27 protein-coding genes and 1 tRNA gene are annotated in these 25,610 nt (G+C 66.0%); 7 read left to right on the top strand and 21 right to left on the bottom strand.

From position 1 onward, the window contains the following. The first annotated feature begins 51 nt into the window (after positions 1-51). A tRNA-Pro gene (locus tag K368_RS0111660) sits at positions 52-128 on the top strand. 148 nt (positions 129-276) lie between these two features. Here the strand turns inward: K368_RS0111660 and K368_RS24480 are convergent. The 11 genes from K368_RS24480 to K368_RS0111605 all read right to left on the bottom strand — a co-directional run bounded on the left by K368_RS24480 (position 277) and on the right by K368_RS0111605 (position 10,888). Next, entirely contained in the window at positions 277-531 is a 255-nt protein-coding gene (locus K368_RS24480) for a PilZ domain-containing protein (protein ID WP_027172571.1), read from the bottom strand. Between the two features lie 112 nt (positions 532-643). Next, positions 644-2,218, bottom strand: coding sequence for a SpoVR family protein (locus tag K368_RS0111650; RefSeq protein ID WP_027172570.1), 1,575 nt, complete (start codon positions 2,216-2,218; stop codon positions 644-646). A 110-nt stretch (positions 2,219-2,328) separates the two neighbouring features. Then, positions 2,329-3,630: a YeaH/YhbH family protein gene (locus K368_RS0111645; protein ID WP_027172569.1), complete on the bottom strand. Its 1,302-nt coding sequence runs from the start codon at positions 3,628-3,630 to the stop codon at positions 2,329-2,331. 122 nt (positions 3,631-3,752) lie between these two features. Beyond that, positions 3,753-5,705, bottom strand: a complete 1,953-nt coding sequence (locus tag K368_RS0111640; RefSeq protein WP_027172568.1) for a PrkA family serine protein kinase — start codon at positions 5,703-5,705, stop codon at positions 3,753-3,755. Positions 5,706-5,888: 183 nt separating this feature from the next. Next, entirely contained in the window at positions 5,889-6,338 is a 450-nt protein-coding gene (locus tag K368_RS0111635; protein WP_027172567.1) for a hypothetical protein, read from the bottom strand. A 166-nt stretch (positions 6,339-6,504) separates the two neighbouring features. Further along, positions 6,505-7,077 carry a MerR family transcriptional regulator gene (locus tag K368_RS0111630; protein WP_027172566.1) on the bottom strand — a complete coding sequence of 191 codons (573 nt, stop codon included), beginning with the start codon at positions 7,075-7,077 and terminating at the stop codon, positions 6,505-6,507. A gap of 8 nt (positions 7,078-7,085) precedes the next feature. Continuing rightward, positions 7,086-7,406, bottom strand: a complete 321-nt coding sequence (locus K368_RS0111625; protein ID WP_027172565.1) for an integration host factor subunit alpha — start codon at positions 7,404-7,406, stop codon at positions 7,086-7,088. A gap of 129 nt (positions 7,407-7,535) precedes the next feature. Continuing rightward, positions 7,536-8,513 (bottom strand): beta-ketoacyl-ACP synthase III, encoded by a 978-nt coding sequence (locus K368_RS0111620; protein ID WP_027172564.1) that lies wholly within the window; start codon positions 8,511-8,513, stop codon positions 7,536-7,538. Between the two features lie 27 nt (positions 8,514-8,540). Beyond that, a complete protein-coding gene (plsX, locus tag K368_RS0111615) occupies positions 8,541-9,575 on the bottom strand; it encodes a phosphate acyltransferase PlsX (protein WP_027172563.1) in 1,035 nt (344 codons plus the stop codon). Positions 9,576-9,825: 250 nt separating this feature from the next. After that, complete coding sequence (locus K368_RS0111610; RefSeq protein WP_027172562.1) at positions 9,826-10,332, bottom strand: DUF177 domain-containing protein; 507 nt, start codon at positions 10,330-10,332, stop codon at positions 9,826-9,828. 1 nt (position 10,333) lies between these two features. Continuing rightward, the gene (locus K368_RS0111605) at positions 10,334-10,888 is read right to left on the bottom strand and encodes a ubiquinol-cytochrome C chaperone family protein (RefSeq protein ID WP_027172561.1); all 555 of its coding nucleotides are present in this window, start codon (positions 10,886-10,888) and stop codon (positions 10,334-10,336) included. Positions 10,889-11,061: 173 nt separating this feature from the next. Between K368_RS0111605 and K368_RS0111600 the strand changes: the two genes are divergently transcribed. Further along, on the top strand, positions 11,062-11,559 hold the full coding sequence (locus K368_RS0111600; RefSeq protein WP_027172560.1) for an outer membrane protein assembly factor BamE: 498 nt from the start codon (positions 11,062-11,064) through the stop codon (positions 11,557-11,559). 106 nt (positions 11,560-11,665) lie between these two features. On the opposite strand, the gene hisA is transcribed toward K368_RS0111600, so the two are convergent. The 10 genes from hisA to K368_RS0111550 all read right to left on the bottom strand — a co-directional run bounded on the left by hisA (position 11,666) and on the right by K368_RS0111550 (position 21,777). Beyond that, positions 11,666-12,403: a 1-(5-phosphoribosyl)-5-[(5-phosphoribosylamino)methylideneamino]imidazole-4-carboxamide isomerase gene (hisA, locus tag K368_RS0111595; RefSeq protein ID WP_027172559.1), complete on the bottom strand. Its 738-nt coding sequence runs from the start codon at positions 12,401-12,403 to the stop codon at positions 11,666-11,668. Between the two features lie 42 nt (positions 12,404-12,445). After that, positions 12,446-13,105: an imidazole glycerol phosphate synthase subunit HisH gene (hisH, locus tag K368_RS0111590; RefSeq protein ID WP_036266222.1), complete on the bottom strand. Its 660-nt coding sequence runs from the start codon at positions 13,103-13,105 to the stop codon at positions 12,446-12,448. Next, positions 13,105-13,593, bottom strand: a complete 489-nt coding sequence (locus tag K368_RS0111585; protein WP_027172557.1) for a DUF2628 domain-containing protein — start codon at positions 13,591-13,593, stop codon at positions 13,105-13,107. Before K368_RS0111585 ends, hisH begins: the two co-directional genes overlap by 1 nt. A gap of 33 nt (positions 13,594-13,626) precedes the next feature. Further along, positions 13,627-14,214: an imidazoleglycerol-phosphate dehydratase HisB gene (gene hisB / locus K368_RS0111580; protein WP_027172556.1), complete on the bottom strand. Its 588-nt coding sequence runs from the start codon at positions 14,212-14,214 to the stop codon at positions 13,627-13,629. A gap of 197 nt (positions 14,215-14,411) precedes the next feature. Next, a complete protein-coding gene (locus tag K368_RS0111575; protein ID WP_027172555.1) occupies positions 14,412-15,287 on the bottom strand; it encodes an S-methyl-5'-thioadenosine phosphorylase in 876 nt (291 codons plus the stop codon). Positions 15,288-15,397: 110 nt separating this feature from the next. Then, entirely contained in the window at positions 15,398-16,297 is a 900-nt protein-coding gene (locus K368_RS0111570) for a cytochrome c1 (RefSeq protein ID WP_027172554.1), read from the bottom strand. 19 nt (positions 16,298-16,316) lie between these two features. Beyond that, a complete protein-coding gene (locus K368_RS0111565) occupies positions 16,317-17,600 on the bottom strand; it encodes a cytochrome b N-terminal domain-containing protein (RefSeq protein WP_018042314.1) in 1,284 nt (427 codons plus the stop codon). Between the two features lie 97 nt (positions 17,601-17,697). Then, on the bottom strand, positions 17,698-18,258 hold the full coding sequence (gene petA, locus K368_RS0111560) for a ubiquinol-cytochrome c reductase iron-sulfur subunit (protein ID WP_027172553.1): 561 nt from the start codon (positions 18,256-18,258) through the stop codon (positions 17,698-17,700). A gap of 241 nt (positions 18,259-18,499) precedes the next feature. After that, the gene (locus K368_RS0111555) at positions 18,500-19,912 is read right to left on the bottom strand and encodes an MATE family efflux transporter (protein WP_027172552.1); all 1,413 of its coding nucleotides are present in this window, start codon (positions 19,910-19,912) and stop codon (positions 18,500-18,502) included. Beyond that, entirely contained in the window at positions 19,909-21,777 is a 1,869-nt protein-coding gene (locus K368_RS0111550; protein ID WP_027172551.1) for an ABC transporter ATP-binding protein, read from the bottom strand. Before K368_RS0111550 ends, K368_RS0111555 begins: the two co-directional genes overlap by 4 nt. 98 nt (positions 21,778-21,875) lie before the next feature. Between K368_RS0111550 and K368_RS0111545 the strand changes: the two genes are divergently transcribed. From K368_RS0111545 to K368_RS0111525, 5 genes are all read left to right on the top strand, one after another. Beyond that, on the top strand, positions 21,876-22,346 hold the full coding sequence (locus K368_RS0111545; RefSeq protein WP_027172550.1) for a tRNA (cytidine(34)-2'-O)-methyltransferase: 471 nt from the start codon (positions 21,876-21,878) through the stop codon (positions 22,344-22,346). Between the two features lie 85 nt (positions 22,347-22,431). Next, the gene (locus K368_RS0111540; RefSeq protein ID WP_027172549.1) at positions 22,432-23,115 is read left to right on the top strand and encodes a PspA/IM30 family protein; all 684 of its coding nucleotides are present in this window, start codon (positions 22,432-22,434) and stop codon (positions 23,113-23,115) included. Between the two features lie 65 nt (positions 23,116-23,180). Next, positions 23,181-23,453, top strand: a complete 273-nt coding sequence (locus tag K368_RS0111535; RefSeq protein WP_027172548.1) for a YiaA/YiaB family inner membrane protein — start codon at positions 23,181-23,183, stop codon at positions 23,451-23,453. A gap of 54 nt (positions 23,454-23,507) precedes the next feature. After that, positions 23,508-24,428, top strand: coding sequence for an oxygen-dependent coproporphyrinogen oxidase (hemF, locus tag K368_RS0111530; RefSeq protein ID WP_027172547.1), 921 nt, complete (start codon positions 23,508-23,510; stop codon positions 24,426-24,428). Next, positions 24,425-25,543 (top strand): AAA family ATPase, encoded by a 1,119-nt coding sequence (locus tag K368_RS0111525; RefSeq protein ID WP_027172546.1) that lies wholly within the window; start codon positions 24,425-24,427, stop codon positions 25,541-25,543. Before hemF ends, K368_RS0111525 begins: the two co-directional genes overlap by 4 nt. The last annotated feature ends 67 nt before the right edge of the window (positions 25,544-25,610 follow it).

Raw genomic sequence — 25,610 nt, 5'->3', positions numbered from 1 at the left:
AGTCACCGGAACAGCAATTTACGCGAACGACGGGTTCAGAGCGGTTCTTGACGGAGTATAGCGCAGCCCGGTAGCGCACCTGTCTGGGGGACAGGGGGTCGCAGGTTCAAGTCCTGCTACTCCGACCATTAAAATGCGGTGACATCGGCGTGAGTGCAGATGTCCTCCGCTCTGACGTTTGAGGCCGGGGCGCGCTGTCCCCGGCCTTTTACGTGTTTCCAGGTCGTGTTGACGAGTCGGGAACCGGGCAGCGGTCATCCGGCTCCGATATGGACGTCAGGCCGATGCCCGGTTGAAGGTCGCGCCGATGGTCTCGTCGCCGCGCCAGACCACGCGGCACACTTCGATTCCCTCGATACACGCCGAATGCAGAATGAAAGTTTCGGGGACCAGGGCGGTCTCCGGAAGGGTGAGTCGAACGCCGGAGGCGGAGATGTCGTAGACGATGCAGGGAAGCGTCGTGTGCTCGTCTATGGCAATGAGGCCGGCCTCGTCCCTACGCCGCCGCTCATCGAACCGACGCTCATTCATGACCACCTCGTTGCTTGCCTGACCCCGAGGATGAGCAGAGGTCTGCGAAAGAACCGAGAGCGCGATCCGTCAAATACGATGGATCGGGGTTCAATTCAGCGTCCCCGGAGCCTCAGAAGAAAATCGGCCGCGCTGCCGCGTGATGCTCGGCCAGGATCGCGTCCGTGGCCGGATCGATCTCCCTGAGCACCGCGTCGTAGCCCCAGAGATCCGCAAGATGCTGCAGGACCCGACAAGCATCGTCGGCTTGGAGCGTGATCCGGTTCAGCGCCTTGTGATGGACGATGAGGCGGCGGTCGCCCTCCAGATCCACATCGATCACCTCGATATCCGGATCGAGCCAGGCGACGTCGTATTGCCTGGCAAATGAGCGGCGCAACTTGCGGTAGCCGCGCTCGTCATGGATCGCCTCCACGCGCAACTCCGCTTCGGATGGGTTGTCGACCACGTGGAACAGCCGCATGTCGCGCATGAGCTTGGGGCTCAGGAACTGCGCGATGAAGCTCTCGTCGCGGTAGTTCGCCCAGATGTCGCGCAGGGTCGCCATGGCGTCGCCCGTGCCCGCGATCTCCGGGAACCACTCGCGATCCTCCTCTGTCGGCTGCTCCACGATGCGAGCGATGTCCTGCATCATGGCAAAGCCGATGGCATAGGGATTATGCCCGCCATAGCCGCGCTCGTTGTAGTTCGGCTGGCGAACGACGTTGGTGTGTGACTGCAGAAATTCGAGATAGGCCGCCTCGCCGATGAGCCCCTTCTCCGAAAGCGAGTTCATGATCCGGTAGTGGCAATAGGTGGCGCAGCCTTCGTTCATTACCTTGGTCTGGCGCTGGGGATAGAAATACTGCGCCACGAGGCGGACGATCCGCAGGATCTCGCGCTGCCACGGACGCAGGCGCGGGGCCGCCTTCTCCAGGAAGTAGAGCAGGTTCTCTTGAGGCAGTTCGAGAAGGGCCTTGCGTCGCTCCAGGGCGGCGTCGGGACGGAGCCCCGCGCTCTTCTGCGGCAGGGTGCGCCACAGGTCGTTGTAGATCTGCTCGCCGTGCTCGGCCCGCTCGCGCTCGCGCCGCTGCTCCGAGGCGAGGTCCGGCCGCTTCTTGCGCGGATAGCGGTGAACGCCCTGGCTCATCAGGGCGTGGGCGGCGTCGAGCACCTGCTCCACCGCATGGTGACCGTAGCGTTCCTCGCAGCGGGTGATGAACCCCTTGGCGAAGTCGAGGTAATCGAGGATCCCCTCGGCATCGGTCCATTGCTTGAACAGGTAGTTGTTCTTGAAGAAATGGTTGTGACCGAAGGCGGCGTGCGCGATCACCAGGGTCTGCATCGTCGCCGTGTTCTCCTCCATGATATAGGAGATGCACGGGTCCGAGTTGATGACGATCTCGTAGGCGAGGCCCATCATGCCGCGGCGATAGCCGGCCTCGTGCTGGGCGAAGTGCTTGCCGAACGACCAATGCTTGTAGAACAGCGGCATGCCGATGGAGGCATAGGCGTCGAGCATCTGCTCCGCCGTGATGATCTCGATCTGGTTCGGATACCAGGACAGCCCGAGTTCCTCGCCGGCGATCTTTTCGCAGGCATCGTGGATGCGGCGGATCGTGTCGAAATCCCAGTCGTTGCCGGTGAACAAAGGTGTCTGTCCGCCGGACATCGTCGGCGATGCGGGGAAGTGGAGGTTCGTGACCATCGTCGTCCTTCTCTCCGAGCGTTCCGGCTCTCCTCCCCTCCCCCGTGCGAGAGGAAGGGCTCACCTCATCGATCCGGCACCGGCTCGTCCCGAAGCCGGCTCCCCGCGGGTCACGCCTCCGCTTCGGCGCGCGCGTCCTTGCGCCCGAACAATTCGCGGAAGACCGGGTAGATGTCGCGCCGATGGTTGACCTTGCGCATGGCGATGGCGCCGCCGGACTTGGCCAGAGCCTCGTAGGTGCGCCATAGGGTGGTACGGTGCTCGACGAAACCGGCGCGGGGGCCGTTCTCGTCGCCGACTTCGAGATAGGCGAAGTGTTGGCAGGCGGGCAGGATATGGGCGCGCAGCAATTCGGTGGAGGTCGGGCCGTCGCTCGACACGTTGTCGCCGTCCGAGGCCTGGGCCGCGTAGATGTTCCAGTCGTTCGGGTCGTAGCGCTCGGTGATGACGCGCTTCATCTCCACAAGCGCCGACGAGACCAATGTGCCGCCGGTTTCGCGCGAGCCGAAGAACGTCTCCTCGTCCACCTCCGTCGCCTTGTCGGTGTGACGGATGAAGACGATCTCCACGTGCCGGTAGCGCCGCGTCAGGAAGATGTGGAGCAGAATGTAGAAGCGCTTGGCGAGATCCTTCATGTGCTCGGTCATCGAGCCCGACACATCCATGAGGCAGAACATCACCGCCTGGGCGATCGGGCGCGGATAGGGCTCGAACCGGCGATAGCGCAGGTCGATCGGATCGACGTAGGGGATCCGCTTGGTGCGTTCGCGCAGGGCCTCCAGGGCGAGCCTCATGTCGGGAAGCCGGGGGTCGCGGAGATCGGCCTCGGCGATGAGGCCTTCGAGCTCCGCGATCTCCTCCGGCTTCGGCCGCTTGAGCGCGATGCGCCGCGACATGGAATTGCGCAGGGTGCGGGTAAGCGCAAGGTTGGCGGGCGAGCCCGATACGGTGTAGCCGGCACGCCGCAGGCCTTCCGTCTCCACGATCGAGAGGCGACGCTTGGCTAGATCCGGCAGTTCGAGGTCTTCCAGGAACAGTTCGAGGAACTCGTCCCGCGTCAGCACGAAGTGGAACGCATCCTCGCTGTTCTCGGAGCCCTCGCCACCCTGGCCGGAGCCTTTGCCCCCGCCGCCTCCTTGCGGGCGCTCGATGCGGTCCCCTTCTACATAGGTCTTGTTGCCGGGCAGGATGTAGTCCTGCAGGCCGGTGCCGGATTGGCGGCTGAAGCGGGGCTCGCGCACGCCGTCTCCGGGAACCGTGACGCGCCCGTCCTTGCCGAGGTCCTTGATATCCTTTTCGCGGGCGGATTCGCGCACCGCGCGCTGGGCCATGTCCTTGACCCGGCGCAGGAAGCGCTGGCGATTTGGAAGGCTCTTGCCTCCGGGATTCAACCGACGGTCAACGATGTGCATCCGGTGCTTTCGTCCTCGCCCTCAAGACCCTGGCCCCTGAGACCCTGGCACGTTCGACGGTCGTGCCCGGCGGGCACCGCGATGCCCGCCGGCGCCTCGCCGCGACCGGACGTGTCGCCGTCCTAACCCGCCTGCTTCACCCTCATGTACCATTCCACAAGACGGCGAACCTGCCGCTCGGTATAGCCTCGCGCGATCATGCGATCGACGAACTCACCGTGCTTCTTCTCCGTCTCGCCGTCCTTCTTGGAACCAAAGGAGATGACTGGAAGCAGTTCCTCCACTTGGCTGAACATCCGCCGTTCGATCACTTCGCGTAGCTTCTCGTAGGACGTCCAGGACGGGTTGCGCCCGCCATGCTGAGCCCGAGAACGGAGAGCGAACTTGACGACCTCGTTGCGGAAATCCTTCGGGTTGGCGATGCCGGCCGGCTTCTCGATCTTGGTGAGCTCCTGGTTGAGGAGCTCCCGGTTGAGGAGCTGCCCGGTCTCGGAATCCTTGAAGTCCTGATCCTCGATCCACGCATCGGCATAGTCGATGTATCGATCGAACAGATTCTGGCCGTAATCATGGTAGGATTCGAGATAGGCCTTCTGGATCTCGTGGCCGATGAACTCAGCATAACGCGGCGCGAGCTCGGTCTTGATGAACTCCAGATAGCGTTTCTCGGTCTCCGGTGGCAGCTGCTCGCGCCGCAGGGACTGCTCCAACGTGTACATGAGATGGACGGGGTCGGCCGAGACTTCCGTCGTATCGTGGTTGAACGTCGCCGCCATCACCTTAAAGGCGAAGCGGGTGGAGATGCCGTCCATCCCCTCGTCAACGCCGGCGGCATCCTTGTATTCCTGCATGGAGCGGGCGCGGGGATCGACCTCGCGCAGGGACTCGCCGTCATAGACGCGCATCTTCGAGAAGGCGTTGGAATTGGCGTGCTCGCGCAGGCGGGAGAGCACCGAGAACCGGGCCAGCATCTCCAGAGTGCCGGGGGCGCAGGCGGCCTCCGCCAGTTCGGAGCCCGAGACCAGCTTCTCGTAGATCCGTTGCTCCTCCGTCACCCGCAGGCAGTAGGGCACCTTGATGACGTAGATGCGGTCGATGAACGCTTCGTTGTTCTTGTTGGTCTTGAAGGTCTGCCACTCGGATTCGTTCGAGTGCGCCAGAATGATGCCGGTGAACGGGATCGCGCCGATATTTTCCGTGCCGACGTAATTGCCCTCCTGCGTCGCCGTCAGCAGGGGGTGCAGCATTTTGATCGGCGCCTTGAACATCTCGACGAATTCGAGGACGCCCTGGTTTGCCCGGTTAAGGCCGCCGGAATAGGAGTAGGCGTCCGGATCCGCCTGGGACAGGGTCTCGAGGCGGCGGATGTCGACCTTGCCGACGAGGGACGAGATGTCCTGGTTGTTCTCGTCGCCGGGCTCGGTCTTGGCGATGCCGATCTGGCGCAGGCGCGAGGGCCGGACCTTGATCACCTTGAACTGCGAGATGTCGCCGTTGAACTCGTCAAGGCGCTTCAAGGCCCAGGGGCTCATCAGGCCGGTGAGGCGGCGTCGCGGAATGCCGTAACGTTCCTGGATTTCAGCGCCCATCACCTCGGGGTCGAACAATCCGAGCGGGCTCTCGAAGACCGGGGAGACCTCGTTGCCGGCCTTCAGGACGTAGATGGGGTGGACCTCCATCAGCGCCTTGAGGCGTTCGGCGAGCGACGACTTGCCGCCGCCGACGGGGCCGAGGAGGTAAAGGATCTGCTTGCGCTCTTCCAACCCCTGCGCCGCGTGGCGGAAGAACGAGACGATCCGCTCGATCGTCTCTTCCATGCCGTAGAACTCGGAGAAGGCGGGATAGACCCGGATCGTCCGATTCATGAACACCCGGCCGAGACGTGCGTCCTTGGCAGTGTCCACGAACTCCGGCTTGCCGATCGCGTCGAGGATACGCTCGGCCGCGGTCGCATACATGAGGGGCTCGTCCCGGCACGCCTCCATGAACTCGGACAGGCTCATTTCCGTATCGCGGCGGGCCTCGTAACCGCGGGCGAAGCTCTGAAACAGGTCGTTCGTCGATGGCATTGGCATCCCGATCCCTTCACGACTGACGCAGCTTCATCCTGTCTCGGCTCGGATGCAACTGACAGGCCCAGTTTTGTCGCAGTGCGGTCGCGACAGCAGTCGAGCGTGGGAAGCTTGCCACAGTCGGCTACCCGGCGGTGCGAATGCGGGCCGCCGGGACCGTCGTATCAGAGGCGTTTCAGGGACGGATCACAGGTCCGTGGCGCCCTTCTTCGTGTCGTCCCCACCCTTCGTGGCCGAGCCGCCTACGGTGATGGTGATGGTCTGGGTGGTGGTTTTCCCGTCGGCTTTCTTGACCTCGACCACGACTTCGTCCGTGCCGGTGAAGCCGTCCTTGCTCTGGTAGAAGACACCCGTCGCGGCGGTCTTCTTGTTCGGGCATTTGTGGCTCGCCGGGGTCGTGACGCTGCCGGTCTTGGTGATGAGCGAGCCGTTCTTGGGGGAGGTGCTGATGCGGATCTCCGGCATCGACCCCGGCTTGCAGTCGTCCTTCAGGTTCGAGGCGATGAGGATGCGGACGCTCTTTCCGGGGGCCGCGGTCTCGGTGCGGGTCGCCGTGTCCTGGGCCATGGCCGGGGCGCTGGCGAGGCCGATCAACAGGCCGGCTGCGAGAAAGGCATTCGTTTTGGCGGCGTACATCGGGCGGTCTCCGGTGATGCCTGGCGACCTTATGGGCTGAATTCTATGTGACCGCCGTGGCCCGCTGCATGTGGGAAGGGCGAAGCCCGCCGTCGAGGGGATCGAAGCGTTTCCGTCGAATCCCTAACCGCATGATCGCGCCGGCTTGGATCGCCGGATCGTCGTGTCAGCAGCGAGTTGCGAGATCCGATGGGTCGCGCAGCTTTTGCAACGCGTCGCGGCAGGCATGGAGATCGTCGAGGACCTCCTGGAGGGCCAGCCGGTCAACGCCGAGATTGTCGTCGTCGCTCGCCGTTCCGGAAATGGCCTCGTCGTCGGCCTCGCATTCCCCGGATTCCAGATCCCGTTGGCTCGGAGCCGCCACCTCGGCCTCGCCCCGCCCCACCGACTGGACGAACCGAATGCCGTTCTCCTTCAGGACGCGCTGAGCACCGCGAATGGTATAGCCCTGTTCATGGAGCAGGCGCCGGATGCCCTTGATCAGGTCTACGTCTTCAGGCCGGTAGTAGCGCCGACCACCCGCGCGTTTCACGGGCCTGACCTGGGCGAATTTCGTCTCCCAGAACCGGAGGACGTGCTGCGGCACGTCGATCTCGTCCGCCACTTCGCTGATCGTGCGAAATGCGCCCGGGCGCTTCTCCACCGTGTCGCGGTTGTCCCCGGCGCCGGGGATGCCCCCCTCGAACGAGCTGTCCCCGCTGAGCGCTGTCTCTGCCGGAACCTTGGCTGCCAGCGACATGAAAGACCTCAATCGTCGTCTTGTTCGGCGGCGCCGTTGACGCCGTTGATCCGGGATTTGAGCACGTTGGATGGCTTGAACACCATGACCTGGCGAGGTTCGATGGCTACCTCGACACCGGTCTTGGGGTTGCGCCCGACGCGCCGGCCTTTGCCGCGAACGACGAAGGACCCAAACGATGACAATTTAACCGTTTCACCCGAGGCGAGGCAGGTGCAAATCTCCGACAGCACGGTCTCGACGAGCGCCGCGGATTCCGTCCGCGACAGCCCGACCTGCTGATAGACGGCCTCGCTCAGATCGGCGCGTGTGACCGTCTTTCCTGCCATGCGTCATTCCCCAAACGAATCGTATTTTTTGACGTATCTCTATGATCGCACACGCTAATCTGCGTTAGACCGCAGGTCAACAGGACTTAATGGTTCAGCTTCGGGACTGTGCTCTGCCCCGTGCTCGACCTACCAGCGGATCAGCGCTGCACCCCAGGTAAAGCCGCCGCCGATGGCCTCGATCATCACGAGGTCGCGGCGCTTGATGCGACCGTCCTTGCGGGCGGTGTCGAGGGCGAGGGGGATGGACGCCGCCGAAGTGTTGCCGTGCCGGTCGACGGTGAGGACGACCTTGCGCCGATCGATGCCGAGCTTGTCGGCCGAGGCTTCGATGATGCGGCGGTTCGCCTGATGCGGCACGAACCAAGTCAGGTCGTCCGCGCTCGTCCCCGTGGCTGCGAAAGCGTCGGCGATCACATCCGTCACCGAGCCCACGGCGAAGCGGAAGACCTCCTTGCCCTCCATCCGCAGATGACCGGTGGTGCCGGTGGAGCCGGGTCCGCCATCGACGTAGAGTTTCTCGCGGTGCCGTCCATCGGACCTTAGATGGCTGGTGAGCACGCCGCGATCGTCGCTTGCCCCCTCACCGTTCTGAGCTTCGAGGACGATCGCCCCGGCGCCGTCGCCGAACAGCACGCAGGTCGTGCGGTCCTCCCAGTCGAGGATGCGCGAGAAGGTCTCGGCACCGACCACGAGAGCGCGTCGCACGCTTCCGCTCGCGATGAACTTGTCGGCGGTGGAGACACCGTACACGAAGCCCGCGCAGACCGCCTGGATGTCGAAGGCAAAGCCGGAGCGGATGCCCAGCCCCGCCTGGATCTGGGTCGCCACCGACGGGAACGTATGGTCCGGCGTCGAGGTGGCGCAGATGACGAGATCGATATCCTCAGGCCCGAGCCCCGCATCGTCCAGGGCGGCCTTGGCGGCCGCGATCCCCAAGGTCGACGTGGTCTCGCCGGCACCCGCCAGATAGCGCTGGCGGATGCCCGTGCGCTGCACGATCCATTCGTCGGACGTGTCGACGGTCCTCGTCAACTCGTCGTTCGTCACGAGACGTGCCGGCAGGGCCGAGCCCGTTCCCACCACTACGGAGCGTGTAACCGCCATGTCAGATCCGATCCGGCATCGACCACCTCATGCGGAGGCGGCAACGGGCGTGAGTTCGAGCATGTCGCGAATGGTCCGCATCAGGTCGTGCCGCGCCATGTCGTGCGCGAGATCGACGGCGGCCGCAAAACCATGAGCGTCTTCCGAGCCGTGGCTCTTGATGACGATACCCTCCAGACCGAGGAAGACGCCACCATTGGCCCGGCTCGGGTTCATCTTGTCGCGCAGCGCCTTGAAGGCCTGCCTGGCGAAGAAGTAGCCGATCTTGGCCGACAGGGTCCGGCTCATGGCCGCGCGCAGGTAGCTGGCGATCTGCTTGGCAGTGCCCTCAGCGGTCTTCAGGGCGATGTTGCCGGTGAAGCCCTCCGTGACCACCACGTCGACGGTGCCTTTGCCGAGGTCGTTGCCCTCGACGAAGCCGTGATAGGTCAGGTTCGGCAGATCGCTTTCGCGCAGGCGCCGGGCGGCTTCCTTCACCGCCTCGTTCCCCTTCATCTCCTCGGTGCCGACATTGAGCAGCCCCACCGTCGGCTTATCGAGATCGAACACGATCCGGGCCATGGCGGCGCCCATCAGCGCCATCTCCACGAGATGCTCCGCATCCGTGCCGATGGTGGCGCCGACATCGAGGACGACGCTTTCGCCACGCACGGTCGGCCACAGGCATGCGATCGCCGGCCGCTCGATGCCGGCCAGAGTCTTCAGACAGATCTTCGACATGGCCATCAGCGCGCCGGTGTTGCCGGCCGAGACGGCCGCATCGGCCTCCCCGTCCTTGACCGCCTGGATCGCGCGCCACATCGAGGACTTGCCGCGCCCCGAGCGGACGGCCTGGCTCGGCTTCTCGTCCATGGAGATCGCCACGGTCGTATGGCGGATCTCCACGGCGCCCCTCAGCCGCGGCTCGGCCGCCACCAGCGGGGCAAGGATGGCCTCGTCCCCGAACATCAGGAACGTCATCTCGGGATGGCGCTCGCGCGCGATGGCGGCGCCCGGCACCACGGTCGTGGGACCGTGATCGCCGCCCATGGCGTCGAGCGAGATGCACACTCTTTGAGACATGTGGTTCGGCCGGAGGCCTCTTTCAGGACGGAACAGACCCAACTTGGCGAAGGGCCGAGGATGGATCGACGGGACGCCCTTCGGCGTGAAGGGATGGATGAGAGGCCTGGACACGCATCGGCTTGCCCCTCCTCGGCGCGGCGGAAAATAGCGGTTCGAGCCCGGCGGGCAAACGAAATCTCAGATTTTCCGGAATCCGTGGTTCGATCCCGACTCCGTCACCCCGATGATCCGCGGCCAGGGCCAAGCTTCAAGCGTCGTCGCTCTTCAACGTCTTGAGGATCGCCAGAGGCGATTCCCGCTCCTCGACCACCGGCTCGAAGGCGATGCCGGGCTTGCGCGGATAGGGATCGATGCCGAGTGCCAGGAACTCGGCGGTGACCTGTCCGAGGTCGATCGTGCCGTTGACGACCGGATCCGGGATATCGGCCTCCTCGTCGCCCGCATCCTTCTCCGGCTCGCGATCGCTGAACACGATCTCGACGGGCTCGGAGACCTCCGCTTCGAACGGCTCGAGGCTGACCGTGCAGACCTGGGTGACGACGGCCGAGACCGTGCCGGTGATGACGAGGTGCGCGGACGTCCCGCTCCATTGCAGTCGGCCCACGAGGTCGCGGACGGCTGGGATGCGGAATTCCGCGGCCAGGGCCGCCTCTTCCTCCGATGTCGCCTTGATGACGATACCGGCCCTGTCCCTGGGCAGGCGGTCGACCCGGAATGGCCGCGACAAGGGCCCGGCCGTCGACTTTGCCGTCATGTCAGATGTCTCCCGAATGGTTGAGGTTCAGCGGGGATGGGAAGCCTGGTCCGTGCGATACGAGCTGGTCGAGGTCGCGTCCATCGAGGAGATCGACACTTCTCAGCACGTAGCGGGCGAGGCCGGCCCCCGCCTCCGGCGTTTCGGTGCCAATGACGTTGCGCGCCAGGGCAGCCTTGAGGCCGTCCTCGTCGCGCGCATCCAGGGCGCCGTCATAGCCCGCCGCGCGACCGTAGAAGGCCGCTCCCAGCTTCTTCATTCGCTTGGGCACGCCGAAATCCCCGACGCCGAGTTCGCGCAATGAGGAATCGAGTTGAAGGAAGACCGCGTTGATCAGATCCTGGGCGATGTCCGCCGCCGGCGGCGGCAGCTGGTTCATCCGTCGCAGGACCAGGATGACGTGGAGCGTCAGGCACTCGAAGCGGCCCTCCACGGTGTCCGGCACGCCGAGAGCGGTATAGAGGGTCGGCACCCGCGAGGCCTCGTTGATCCGCAGGTGCAACGCCTCGACGACGCTGGCACGCGCGGAGTTGCGCTTGAAGAATCGCGCGATCATGCCGTCCACCGGAGGCGAGAGGGGTGTGGCCGAGCTTGCCTTGTCAAAACCATAACCTCGCGGTACGGCAACCGACAGCCAGGGCGCAAGCTCCACCGGATCGTCCGGGTGGGGATCGGCGCCGGGCGATGACGTTTACGCGTCGTGTTGTCTCAACGGATCAAGGGTGGCTGATGTCGCGCCGTTTCGTCTCGTCGATCAGCCGTCTCGCCGTCATCGGCCTCGTCGGTGTGGGGATCTCCGGCTGCATCGGTGAAGACCTCCGCCACGGATACCAGATCGATCAGGCCGCCCTCGCCACGGTGAAGCCCGGCATGAGCGCGGAGCAAGTGCTCCAGATCCTTGGCTCTCCGTCCACGGTTTCCACCGTCGGCAACAAGACCTGGTACTACATCACCCAGAACTCGCGCCGGACGGTGCTGTTCCTCGGTGAGCGTGTGGAGGATCAGAAGGTCACCACCGTCTATTTCAATGCGGGCTTCAAGGTGGAGCGCATTGCCCTCTACGGCCTGCAGGACGGCAAGGTGTTCGACTTCATCGAGCGCACCACGCCGACCAGCGGCGCGGATCGCGCCTTCCTCGGCCAGCTGTTCCGCGGCCTCACGAAGTACGAGCCGTTCGGCAGCGGCTCGGGCACGAGCATCGTGCCCGGCGCCAAGAACGGCCTCTGACAAGAGCGGCCTCTAGCGCCACCATTCGCGGGAAACGAAAAAGCCGCGCGCCCCATGGGACGCGCGGCATTTTTTATGTCGATCGCGACGGTGGAACGACGAAAGCCTAGGCGGCGGTCTTTCGGGCGATGGCGGCAAGGGCCTCGCGCGGGTCGATGCGGCCGTCATAGAGCGCCCGCCCGGTGATCGCGCCGGCCAGCATCGCGCAATCCGGCTCCAGCAGGCGATGGACGTCCTCGATGGAGGCCAACCCGCCCGAGGCGATGACCGGGATCGTCACGGCCTGCGCGAGGGCGAGGGTCATCTCGATGTTGAGCCCCTTGAGGATGCCGTCGCGGGCGATGTCGGTGTAGATGATTGCGGCAACGCCCGCATCCTCGAACCGGCGCCCCAATTCCTCGGCCGTCGTGCTGGAGGTCTTCGCCCAGCCTTCCACCGCCACGCGGCCGTCCTTGGCATCGACACCGACGGCGATCTTGCCTGGATACAGGCGGGCCGCCTCGCGCACGAAGGCCGGATCGCGCACGGCGGCCGTGCCGATGATGACCCGGCTCACGCCCTTCTCGATCCAGGCCTCCACGGTGCGCATCTCGCGGATCCCGCCGCCCAGCTGGACGGGAAGGTTGGTGCGGTCGAGGATGGCATCGACGGCGGAGGCGTTCATGGGTGCGCCGGCGAAGGCGCCGTCGAGATCGACCACGTGAAGCCAGGAGAAGCCCTGCTCCTCGAACACGCTCGCCTGAGCGGCCGGATCGTCACTGAAGACGATGGCTTGCGCCATGTCCCCCTGGACGAGGCGAACGCAACGCCCTTCCTTGAGATCGATCGCCGGAAACAGGATCACGGTGGATGTCGCTTTCTGAATGTCGATGAGCCGATGGGCTGGTTACGGGCGCCAACGCAGGAAGTTCGCGAGCAGTGCCAGCCCGAGATGCTGGCTCTTCTCGGGGTGGAACTGGGTCCCGGCGACGTTGCCCCGTGCCACGAGGGCGGTGACCGGGCCGCCATACTCGCTCTCGGCGACCACATCCGTCCGGTCCACCGGATCGAGGGCGTAGCTGTGCACGAAATAGGCGTGTAGCCCATCTTCCCCTGTGGGGATGCCGTCGAGAAGCGCGTGCGGGCGCTCGGGCCGCAGGGTGTTCCACCCCATATGCGGGATCTTCAGATCGGGGTCGGACGGGCGGATCGGGCGGACGTCGCCGGCGATCCAGCCGAGCCCCGGCGTGATCTCGTATTCGAGGCCCCGACTTGCGAGGAGTTGCATGCCGACGCAGATGCCGAGGAACGGGCGGCCCCGGTCATGCGCCGCATGCGTCATCGCCTCGACCATGCCGTCGACGGAATCGAGGCCCTTGCGGCAATCGGCATAGGCACCGACACCGGGGAGCACCACGCGGTCGGCGGAGGCCACCACTCCGGGGTCGCTGGTGACGACGATGCGGGTCGTGGTCAAGCCGGCTTCCCGCCCCGCCCGCTCGAACGCCTTGGCCGCCGAGTGCAGGTTGCCCGACCCATAATCGATGATCGCAACGGTTTCGGACATCACGAACGACGGGGCTCGGCGAAGGGAAACATGCCGATGGCGGTCTCGCTCGGACGCACCGTGGCTGTCGAATAGGTGCTCGGACCCGGCCGGATCACCGCGGGCGCGGCCAGCCAACGGTTCACGGCCTTGATTTCGGCGTCCTCCGCAGAATCGGCGACGACCGCGTCACGGGCGGGGCGGCCACGCCTCGCATAGGTCCAGCGGCGCAGGCTGGACGCCTCCATCCCCACGAGGAGGAGGAGCAGGACCGTGATGAGGAAGCCCGAAACGGTGCCGAGGCCCAGAAATCGGCCGGCGAAACCGGCAGCCACCAACAGAGCCAGCACGCCGAGCCCCGCCAGCCAGAGCCGGTGAAAGAAGAACCAGAGCGGACCGAAGACGAACGCCCGGAGCGAGAAGCCGTCGGGGACCAGGATGGCAGTCTCGAGACCGTGGGATTCGCCCGCGACGGCATCCGACGGCAGATGGAACGTGTAGGTGCGCATGCGTGTGTCCGCCTCTTCCCGCCCGTGAAAGCCCTATAGAGAACCCTTCGTCGAGGGGATGCGCCCGTGCTCACGCGGATCGATTGCAACCGCCTTCCGCAAGGCGCGGGCCAAGCCCTTGAAGCAGCTCTCGGCGATATGGTGGGCGTTGTCGCCGTACAAGGTCTCCACGTGCAGGGTGATCCCGGCATTCATGGCGAAGGCCTGGAACCACTCGCGCACCAGCTCGGTGTCGAACTGCCCGATCTTCTCCGCCTTGAACGCGGTGCGGAAGACGAGGAACGGCCGCCCGGAAATGTCGATGGAGACCCGCGTCAGCGCTTCGTCCATGGGCAGGTGGATGTCCGCGTAGCGGGCGATGCCCCGCTTGTCGCCCAGTGCCTGGGCAAAGGCCTGACCGAGGGCGATTCCGGTATCCTCGACGGTGTGGTGGTGGTCCACATGGAGGTCGCCGGTGACCTTGGCCTCCACGTCGAACAGCCCGTGCCGGGCGAAGAGCTCCAGCATATGGTCGAAGAAGCCGACGCCCGTCGAAATCGTCGCCCTGCCGGTCCCATCGAGGCCGATGGACACGGTGACGTCGGTCTCCGCCGTTCGGCGGCTGATGCTCGCGGAACGCATCGTCGAAGGGTCGCTCATGGTTTGACCGTCACGTGAGGAGCCGTCTTATGGAGCACCGGTACGAACGACCGATGGCGCGTCCCGGCGCGATGCCGAACGGCGACACCGGACCATCGATCCGGATGGGATATCGGGATCAACGCTCTAGAGGCAAATACCTTCCTCTGGAAAGGCCTCGCCATCGAATGCCTCGCCGGTCAGGCCTCGAGCACGCGCCCCGCCACTGCGTCGAGCTTGGCCAGCAATTCGGGATCGCGGTGGGACGGAGCCGTCATGATCGCGCCGTCGAGGGCGCGATGCGAGCCGGCGGGACAATCCTCACGCTCCGCCGGGAAATCGCGGGCGATCCGCGAGACGAGGCGGGCCGCCTTGTCCGCATTCGCGCGGGCTACGGCGACGACGGAGGCCACGTCCACATCGGCATGGCCCGGGTGCCAGCAATCGAAATCCGTCACCATGGCGATGGTGGCGAAGGTGATCTCCGCCTCACGGGCAAGCTTGGCCTCGGGCATGTTGGTCATGCCGATCACGTCGTAGCCGAGGCCCTTGTAGGTGCGCGATTCGGCAAAGGACGAGAATTGCGGTCCTTCCATGCAGACATAAGTTCCGCCCCGATGGATCGGCAGGTTCTCCTCTGCCGCGGCCGCAGCGATGCGCGCCTGGAGGGCGGGCCCCACGGGATGGGCGAAGGGCACGTGCGCGACGCAGCCATTGCCGAAGAACGAGGAGTCCCGGCCATGGGTGCGGTCGACGAACTGGTCGACGAGGACGAACAGGCCGGGATGAAGCTCGCTCCTGAACGAACCGCAGGCCGAGATCGAGACGAGGTCGGTGACGCCGGCGCGCTTCATTACGTCGATATTGGCGCGGTAGTTGATGCCGGAGGGAGACAGGCGGTGGCCACGTCCGTGGCGCGCCAGGAACACGACCTTGGTCTTTCCGATCCGGCCAATCCGCAGCGAATCGGAGGGGTCTCCCCAGGGAGAGGTGATCGCCTCCTCGCGGACGTCTTCGAGGCCTGGCAGATCGTAGACACCGGATCCGCCCATCACGCCGAGCACTGCTGCGGTCATGCCGAATCTCCTGTCGTCGTCTCGATGGCGCGTCGGGCGCGCCGTCATGATGGAAACGAAAACGGGCCCGCGACAGCGAGCCCGTTCGTCGTGATCCGCCTTTAAGGGGCTCAGCTCGTCTTGTGAAGCTCCGGCTGCAGGCCGTGAGCCTCGCCGCCCACATCCGCCCAGACCTTCTTCTTCACGTAGTAGAGGAGCCCCGACAGGATGAGCAGGAACAGGATCACGCGGAAGCCCAGGGCCTTGCGGGCCTCCATGTGCGGCTCGGCCGCCCAGGACATGAACGCCGCCACGTCGTGCGAGTATTGCTCCGCCGTCTCGGGAACGACGGGGTTGCCGTCGGCGCCCTTGGCGTAGGTCACCTGGCCGTCGCTGAGCGGCTTGGCCATCGCGATGAGGTGGCCGGGATAGTATTTGTTGTAGTTCGTGCCCGCCGGGACATCCAATCCCTTCGGAGGTTCCTCGTAGCCGTTCAGGAGCGCATGGATGTAGTCCACGCCCTGTTCCGAATAGCCGATGAAGGGCATCGCATCGAAGATGAAATACGGGAAGCCGCGCTCGTAAGTGCGGGCTTTCGCCAGGACCGAGAAGTCGGGCGGGGCTTTGCCGCCATTGGCGGCGGCGGCGGCTTTCTCGTTCGGGAAGGGCGAGGGGAAGGCGTCCGCCGGGCGGCCGGGCCGCTCGAACATGTCGCCGGCATCGTTGGGGCCGTCCTTGATCTTGTACTCGGCCGAAAGAGCCTTGACCTGACCCGCCGTGAAGCCCGGCCCGCCCTTCTCGGCGAGGTTGCGGAACTTCACGAGGCTCATGCTGTGGCAGTTGGAGCAGACCTCCCGATAGACCTGGAAGCCGCGCTGGAGTTGAGCCTCGTCGAACTTGCCGAAGACGCCGGCGAAGCTCCATTTCTCGCGGGGCGGGTTCGGAGTGGCGTGACTGTCCTCGGCGCCGGCCGAAGCCGAACCGAACAGGATCGCGACGAGCGTGGCGGCGAGGATGCGCGAGGTGTTCATGCTGTTCACGATCCGCACCTCAACCCTTCGACGATGGCGCGGCGGCCGCACCGGCTGGCATGCCCGACCCGCCATATTGCGGATGCGGTCCGGTCACGCTCTCCAGGATCGATCCCGGCATGGCCTTCGGCGTTTCGAACAAGCCGACAAGCGGCATCACGATGAGGAAATGCGCGAAGTAGTAGGCAGTGCAGATCCGCGAGGCGAGGACGTAACCCCCTTCCGGCGGCTTGGCGCCGAGCCATCCGAGGATCACGCACACGGCCACGAACAGCCAGAAGAACTGGCGGTAGATCGGGCGGTAGTTCGCCGAGCGGACCCGCGACGTATCGAGCCACGGCGCGAAAGCCAGGATGATCACGGCGCTGAACATCAGGATGACGCCGCCGAGCTTGTCCGGCACCGCGCGCAGGATCGCGTAGAACGGCAGGAAGTACCATTCCGGCACGATGTGGGCGGGGGTCACCGAGGCATTGGCGGGGACGTAATTGTCCGCGTGGCCCAGGTAGTTCGGCTGGTAGAATATCCAGTAGGCGAAGAAGACGAAGAACACGACGACGGCGAACACGTCCTTGATCGTCGCGTAGGGCGTGAACGGCACCGCGTCCTTGCCGCTCTTGATCGGGATGCCGGTAGGGTTGTTCTGACCGGTGACGTGCAGCGCCCAGACGTGGAGGACCACGACGCCGAGGATCATGAAGGGCAACAGATAGTGCAGCGAGAAGAAGCGGTTGATCGTCGGGTTGCCGACGGAGTAACCGCCCCAGAGCAAGCTCTGGATCGTGTCGCCGACGATCGGGATCGCGGCCAGGATGTTGGTGATGACGGTGGCGCCCCAGAAGCTCATCTGGCCCCACGGCAGGGTGTAGCCGAGGAAGGCGGTGGCCATCATCAGGAGGTAGATGATGACGCCCAGGATGTAGAGCACCTCGCGCGGGGCCTTGTACGACCCGTAATAGAGCGCGCGGAAGATGTGCACGTAGACGGCCACGAAGAACATCGAGGCGCCGTTGGCGTGCATGTAGCGCAGCAGCCAGCCGTAATTCACGTCGCGCATGATGTGCTCGACGGAGTTGAAGGCGTTGCCGGCGGAGGGGTCGTAATGCATCGCCAGCCAGATGCCGGTGACGATCTGCGACATCAGCATGGCCATCAGGATGGCGCCGAAGGTCCAGAAATAGTTGAGGTTCCGTGGGACCGGGAAGGCGATGAACGACGAATGGACCAGCCCGACGATGGGCAGCCGCGATTCGAACCACTTGGCGATCCGACTCTTGGGGACGTAGGTGGCGTGACCGCTCATGTGGTTACCCGCTTCGAAGTCTGTTTCGCTCGGATCCGTCGCGTGCCCTCGCGCACCGGACCCCCTCCCTCATCGCCCATGGGCGATGGTCCCGAGATCAGGCGACGGCCTTGCCGCCGTCTTCGCCGATCCGGATCTTGGTGTCGTTCAGGAACGCGTAGGGGGGAACCGGCAGGTTGGTCGGAGCCGGTCCACGGCGCACGCGGCCGGACGTGTCGTAGAGCGAGCCGTGGCAGGGGCAGGACCAGCCTTCGTACTGGCCCTGATGCCCGATCGGGACGCAGCCGAGATGGGTGCAGTTGCCGTAGACCACGAGCCATTTGGCGTGGCCTTCCTTGACGCGGGCGGAATCGGGCTGGGGGTCCATGAGCTCGCTGAGCTTCACGGCCTCGGATTCCTTGATCTCCTTCTCGGAACGGTTCCGTACGAAGATCAGCTTGCCGCGCCAGAACACGTTGACGATCTGGCCCTCCTGGATCGGCGTGAGATCCACTTCGAGGGGGGCACCGGCCGCGATTACTTCCGCGTCGGGCGCCATGGACGCCACGAAGGGCCAGGCCAGGGCACCGGCGCCCACGGCGAGGCCCGCACCGGTCGCCAGGAACAGGAAGTCGCGTCGAGAGCCTTCGGGGCCTGGCTCAGGAGGGGTGTTCGCCAAGATGGACACTCCGGTCAGGATGGCGCCGGCTCGGGCCGCCCGCAAATCGAGGACGCGCCGCTTCCGTTCGCCGACAATTAGAGGCGCTCGAAAGAAGCACGTAGCGCAGACGCAGACACGATTGTACCGGGCGGTGCAATGCGACCGGGCGTCACCCGAGACGAGCCTTCTGAGGCAGGTTTCTGTGGCACGCCAGATGCGAACCTGTCCAGAGTAGGCCCGTGACGGGAAACAGTATTCGTCACGAGCGCGAAATGACGCTGCCACTGAGGGACAGCCAGCGCCGCACCAGCATCACGGCGACCACCGCCAGACCGGCGCAGAACCCCATCCAGATCCCCGAGCCGCCGTATCCTAGCCCCCAGGCGGCGAGGATGCCGGCCGGAATGCCGACGATCCAGTAGCCGAACAGGGCGATGGCCATGGGAATGCGCGTGTCCTGCATCCCACGCAGGGCGCCGAGCGCCACCGACTGGATGCCGTCCGCCATGGCAAAGAGTGCGGCAAAACCGATGAAGGTCACCGCATAGGGAATCACCTCGGCGTTGCCGGGGGCTTCGAGATCGAGGAACAGCCCGATCAGAGGTCGCGGCAGGGTCACCTGCGCGAGCGCGCATGCGCTCATGAAGCCGAAGCCAAGGAGGATCGCGATGGTGCCGGCTCGGCGCATGGCCATGCGGTCTCCTGCCCCGAAGGCACGCCCGACCCTAACCGTGGCCGCCTGGCCAATCCCGTTGGGAACCATGAAGCAGATGGCGGCGATCTGGATCGTCACCGCATGGGCTGCAAGCGGCGCCGTGCCGAACAGGCCCATGCCGAGGACGGCGGCCTCGAACAGGCTCGCCTCGGCCAGACCCGTCGCCGCCATGGGCAGGCCGAGGCGGAACATGGTCGCGAGGCGCGCGGCATTGGGGCGCCAGACACCGAGGAAGAGCCGTCGCCGGCGAAGGGACGGCGCCAGCAACATCACGCCGACGAGGGCGGCCAGGGACAGAAACGCGGCGAGCGTCGTGGCGAGGCCGACACCGACCATGCCGAGGCCGAGCAGCCCCGGCCCTTCGAAGGCGAGCCAGATCGCCAAGCCCACATTCACCGGCAGCGCCGCGAGGCTGATGGCGAGGGGCCAGCCGGGCCGCTCCAGGGCGGAGAGGCTGGCGCGCAGGGCCATGAAGGCGAGGGCCGGCCACATCGACCATTGCAGGGCGCGCATGTAGAGGCCGGCATCCTCGGCGAGCTTCGGTTGCTGCCCCATGGCCAGAAGCAGGGGCTCGGTGTGCCAGAGCGCGAGCATCACCGGGAGGATCGCGATGGTGACGGCCCACAACCCGGCCCCCACGATGCGGCGCACATCGTGATCGGCGGAATCACCACGGCCGACCGCGCCCGCGATCAGGGGGGAGACCGCCGAGGCAAGGCCGATTCCGCAGATGAACAGGATGAAGTAGAGGCTCGTCGCCAGGGCGCCCGCCGCAAGCGGCTCCGCGCCGAGGCGGCCGAGGAGCACCACGTCGGCCGTGACGAGGCCGTGCTGCGCGAGGTTGGTGAGGATCAGCGGGGCGGCGAGCACCAGCGTGGCCCGCAACTCGGTGAGCCACGGACCGCGCGAGGGCCGCCGCCGCTCAGCTGCCCCAGCCGAAACGTCGAGGGCGATCATTCCGCCGCGTCCTCGTAGACGGTCGGCGAGACGTCGCCGAGGAAGCCGCCCGACTGACGCTCCCAGAGGCGCGCATAGAGGCCGCCGCTGCGGATCAGGTCCGCATGGGTCCCCTCCTCCACGATGCGGCCGGCATCGATCACGATCAGCCTGTCGAGGGCGGCGATGGTGGAGAGCCGATGGGCGATGGCGAGCACGGTCTTGCCCTGCATGAGCGTGTCGAGACTGTCCTGGATTGCAGCCTCGACCTGGCTGTCCAGGGCCGACGTCGCCTCGTCGAGGATCAGGATCGGTGCGTTCTTCAGGATGACGCGGGCGATGGCGACGCGCTGGCGCTGGCCGCCGGAGAGCTTCACGCCACGCTCGCCCACCTGGGCGTCGTAGCCGGTGCGGCCCTTGTGGTCGACGAGGCCGGCGATGAACGCATCGGCTTCGGCCAGTTGCGCCGCCCGCCGGATCTCCTCCAGCGATGCGTCCGGCCGGCCGTAGGCGATGTTGTCCCGAATCGAGCGATGCAGGAGGGAGGTGTCCTGGGTCACCATGGCGATGGCCCCGCGCAGGGATTCCTGCGTGACCCCGGCGATGTCCTGGCCGTCGATGAGGATCCGCCCGCTCTGGATGTCGTGGAGGCGTAGCAGGAGCGCCGTCAACGTGGTCTTGCCGGCGCCGCTGACACCGACGAGGCCGACCTTCTCGCCCGGGCGGATATGCAGGTTGAAATCGTCGATCACGGCGGGCGTGCCGTCGCCGTAGCGGAAGCCGACCCGGTCGAAACGGATGTCGCCGCCGCTAACGGTGAGGGTCCGGGCGTCGGTGCGATCCACGATCCCGTGCGGTCGCGAGATCGTCTGCATGCTCTCCTGAATCACGCCGACATTCTCGAAGATGCCGCGCACCGTCTGCATGACCCAGCCGGACATCGCCATCAGGCGCAGGACGAGGGCGAGACCCGCCGCCGCCTCGCCGGTGGTCATGCCGCCCCGCCGCCACAGGACGAAGCAGGCCGTGGCGGTGGCGACGATGAGCGCGCTGTTGAGGAGGCCGAGCAGCGTCGTGGTGGTGGTGACGAGCCGGAACTGATGGAGATGGGCGACCGTATGCACGTCGATGGCGTCGCGGACGGCGGCACGCTCCTCCCGGTCGCGGGCGAAGAGCTTCACGGTGAGGATGTTGGTGTAGCTGTCGACGATCCGTCCGATGAGGAGGGAGCGCGTATCGGCCGTGACAAGTGAGCGGGCGCGGGCGCGGGGGACGAACCACCAGGTCAGCGCCGAATAGGCGGCGACCCAGACCACCACGGGCAAGGCCATCCAAAGGGAGATGGAGCCGAACAGGCCCACCGCCGTGACGGCGTAGATCGCCACGTAGAGCAGCGTGTCGATGAAGACGACGGCCAGTTCGCGCACGGCCGGGCCGACCTGCACGACGCGGTTCGCGAGCCTGCCGGCGAAATCCGCCTGGAAATACGAGAGCGAGTGACCGAGGGTGTAGAGATGCGTGCGCCAACGGACCTGATTGGTCGCCTGCGGCACGAGAAGCTGATTCGACATCACCTCGTGCAGCCAGACCGTAAAGGGGCGCACCACCAGAAGCAGGATCGCCGCGAGACCGATCTTGAAACCGTGCTCCTGCAGCACCGTCGCGCGGTCGGCGGTGTTTAACAGATCGATGAACCAGCCCATGAGCAGGTAGAGCGATGCTTCCACCGTTCCGGCCGCAATGGCCACGAGGAAGAGCAGCACGAGGGCGACCCGCATCGGCTTCAGGTAGAAGGCGGCAAAGCCGGTCACCGACTTCGGCGGCATCCGCCCGTCTTCGAAGGACGCGAACGGATCGATGCGGCGCTCGAGCCAATCGAGAAACATGGTCTGGTCCGGTGTTGGAGGTCTGTCTCAGGTAGTTTGCCTTGACGGACCGCCAACCGTGAGGCGATGCCGCAGACGCAATGCAGCTGCCCGGTCCGATGCTCCGTCTCGCCCTCTACCAGCCCGACATTCCCCAGAATACCGGGACGATCCTGCGAATGGCGGCTTGCCTCGATGTCGCGGTCGACATCATCGAGCCGGCGGGGTTCGACGTCTCGGATCGTCACCTGCGCCGATCGGGGCTCGATTATCTCGACCATGTGGCGATCACGAGGCATCGCTCCTGGGCCGCCTTCTCGCATTGGCGGGCCGAGACCGGGACGAGGCTCGTCCTCGCCACCACGGCAGGCGCCCTCCCCTACACCGCCTTCGCCTTCCTCCCCGGCGACTGCATCCTGCTGGGCCGGGAATCGGCGGGTGTCCCCGCCTCCGTCCATGAGGCGGCGGATGCCAGGATCGTCATTCCCATCCGGGAGGGCATGCGTTCGCTCAACATCGCCGTGGCGGCGGCGATGATTCTGGGTGAGGGGCTCCGGCAGGTCGAACAACACCCTTCAACCAAGCTTTGAACAGTGTGCAGTTCAGCACTTGAACGGCGTGCAAATATCGACGAGACCATGAGTGTGAACAGCGTTCAAACGCCGGAGGCACACCATGCTCAAACTGTTTCGGCTTCTCGCCCGCGGCGCGGCCGCCCGCACCGAGGAAGAGGTGATCGATCGCCACGCCCTGCTCATCCTCGATCAGCAGATCCGCGAGACGCGGGTCTCGCTGGAGCGCAGCCGGCAGGCCCTCGCCGCCGCTGTCGCCGGTGACAAGGCGGAAGAACGGCGTTTCGCCGAGGTGGAAGCCCGCGCGGCGGATCTCGAAGAGCGCGCTCTGGCGGCCTTGGCGGCGGGACGCGAGGACTTGGCCGGCGAGGCGGCGGAGGCCATTGCCGAGCTCGAAGCCGAACGTGATGCGATCGGTGAGGCCCGCCTCCGGTTCGCCAGGGAGGTCGCCCGCATCCGCGCCGTCGTCGCCGACGCGACCCGACGGCAGAACGAGCTGGAGCGTGGCCGCCGCATCGCCGCCGCGGCGGAGGCGGCACGACGTCTCGGCGTTCAGGCCAACCCAAGCGAGCGTGCGACGCTCAAGGAAGCGGAGGCGACCCTGAGCCGACTACGCGCCCTCCAGACCGAGGCCGCCGACACGGAAGCCGCTCTCGCCGAGACCGAGCCCGGCCTCTCCATCGCCGAACGGCTCGAACGCGAAGGCTTCGGCTCCGGCACCCGCCCGAGCGTCGGCGCCGTCCTCGACCGCCTGAGGCGCAAGGTCGAGGCGCGCATGACGACCTGAACCCCTCGCCGCATTCCATCCGCGCTTCGCTTCATCCTCTCCGCATAAGGACCACGACCATGACCATGAACAACGAGACCACACAGCATTCCGGCGCATGGGTCACCTTCACTTACGCGTCCTTCATCGGCTCGGCGGCGATGGTCGCCCTCGGCATTCTGTTCATGCCCATGGACATCTGGATCAAGGGCTACCTCGCCATGGGCACGATCATGCTGGTCCAGTCCTGCATCACCGCCACCAAGACCATCCGCGACGTCCATGAGGGCCGCCGCATGGTCAACCGGATCGAGGATGCCAAGACCGAGCGCCTGCTCATGTCGGTGGGCAAAGATTGACCGCGCCTCGATTGACGATGGGCGGGAGGGATGGGACATCCCTCCCCCATGACGATGTCCGATACGACCCCGCCACCGCCTCCGGCCGCCGAACTCACCCTGCTGAAGGATGAGGTCACCACTTGGTTCGCGAGCCTGCGCGACCGGATCGTGGCGGAACTGGAGGCGATCGAGGTCGAGGCCGAAGGGCCGTTCCATCCCGATGCCCCGGCCGAGGCCGGACGTTTCGTGAAGACCCCCTGGCAACGCACCGACCATAGCGGCACGCCCGGCGGCGGCGGCACCATGGCGATGCTGCATGGCCGCGTGTTCGAGAAGGCCGGCGTCCACGTCTCGCAAGTCTTCGGCGAGTTCGCGCCGGAGTTCCGCGCGCAGATGCCGGGGGCGGCGGAGGACCCGCGCTTTTACGCCACGGGCATCTCCCTCATCGTCCATCCCTGGAACCCGAACGTTCCGACGGTCCACATGAACACGCGCTTCGTCTCCACGACGAAGACGTGGTTCGGCGGCGGCGCCGACCTGACCCCCGTCCTCGACCGGCGCCGGACCCAAGACGATCCCGACACGCTTCGCTTCCATGCGGCGCTGAAGGCGGCCTGCGACGCCCACGCCCCGGCGGCGGATTACGACCGTTACAAGGCGTGGTGCGAGGAATACTTCTTCCTCAAGCACCGCAACGAGCCCCGCGGCATTGGCGGAATCTTCTATGATTACCACTGGACCGGCGATCCGAAGGCGGATCTCGCCTTCACCAGAGATGTCGGCCTCGCCTTCCTCGACGCTTATCCGGCCATCGTGCGCGCGAATCTCGCGAGCGCTTGGACCGAGGCGGATCGACTCGAGCAGCAGGTGCGGCGCGGGCGTTACGTGGAGTTCAACCTGCTCTACGACCGGGGCACCATCTTCGGCCTGAAGACCGGCGGCAACGTTGCCTCGATCCTGTCCTCGCTGCCGCCCACCGTGCGCTGGCCGTGAGCGACGACCTTCCGACCCGCTATGCGCCGCAGCAGGATGCGGCGCTGAAAGCCATCGCCGAATGGCGCAAGGCCGGTGGCCCGCAGGTATTCCGCCTGTTCGGCTATGCCGGCACCGGCAAGACCACCCTGGCGCGCCGCATCGCCGACGATGTGGAGGGGGCGGTCGTCTTCGGTGCATTCACCGGGAAGGCGGCTTCCGTGATGCGGTCGAAGGGCTGCCACGACGCCGCGACGATCCACAGCCTGATCTATCGCAGCAAGGAGACCGAGGAGGGAGGGCCGGCCTTTACCCTCAACCGCACCGGGCCGGTCTCCAAGGCGGAACTCGTCGTCATCGACGAATGCTCCATGGTCGATTCGGATCTCGGCAACGACCTGCTCTCCTTCGACAAGCCGGTCCTGGTCCTCGGCGATCCGGCCCAATTGCCGCCGGTGCGCGGCGGCGGGTTCTTCACCGAGGCCGAGCCCGACGTGATGCTCACCGACGTGCACCGGCAGGCCGCCGACGACCCGATCGTGCGCATGGCCATGACGATCCGCGAGGGCGGCCGGCTCAGCATCGGCGAGTATGGGGAGAGCCGCGTCGTCTCGCGCCGCTCCCTCGACCCATCGAGCGTGCTCGACTGCGACCAGGTCCTCGTCGGCATGAACAAGACGCGGCGGCTCTACAACAATCGCCTGCGGGAACTCGCCGGCCACACCGACCCGATGCCGGCGGTGGGCGAGAAGCTGGTCTGCCTGCGCAACGATCGGACGAAGGGGCTGCTCAACGGCTCGACCTGGACGGTCCATGCCCTTCGCGCCGCGCCCCGCGTCGATACGGTCCGCCTCGACGTGGTGCCCGAGGACGATCCGGCCCTGCGCCGGCGGCCCATCGACATCAAGGTGCTGCGGGCGGTGATGTCGGGGTCCGAGGAGGAGATCCCGGCCTTCCTCAAGCGCGAGACCGACGAGTTCACCTACGGCTACGCCCTGACCGTGCACAAGGCACAGGGCTCGCAATGGGACAACGTCGTGCTGTTCGACGAATCCTTCGCCTTCCGCGAGCACCGGGCCCGCTGGCTCTATACCGGCCTGACCCGCGCCGCGCGGCGGATCACCGTGGTGGTGTGAGCGGGAGCATCGATGTCTTGCCCGCGTCATCGTCCTCTGGGACAACGGATGAGAACGAAGGGGGAAC

It is taken from the genome of Methylobacterium sp. 10 (assembly GCF_000519085.1).
Lineage (GTDB): Bacteria > Pseudomonadota > Alphaproteobacteria > Rhizobiales > Beijerinckiaceae > Methylobacterium.
Note: the sequence above shows the minus strand (reverse complement) of the source record. Positions and strands in the feature narration are given on the sequence as shown.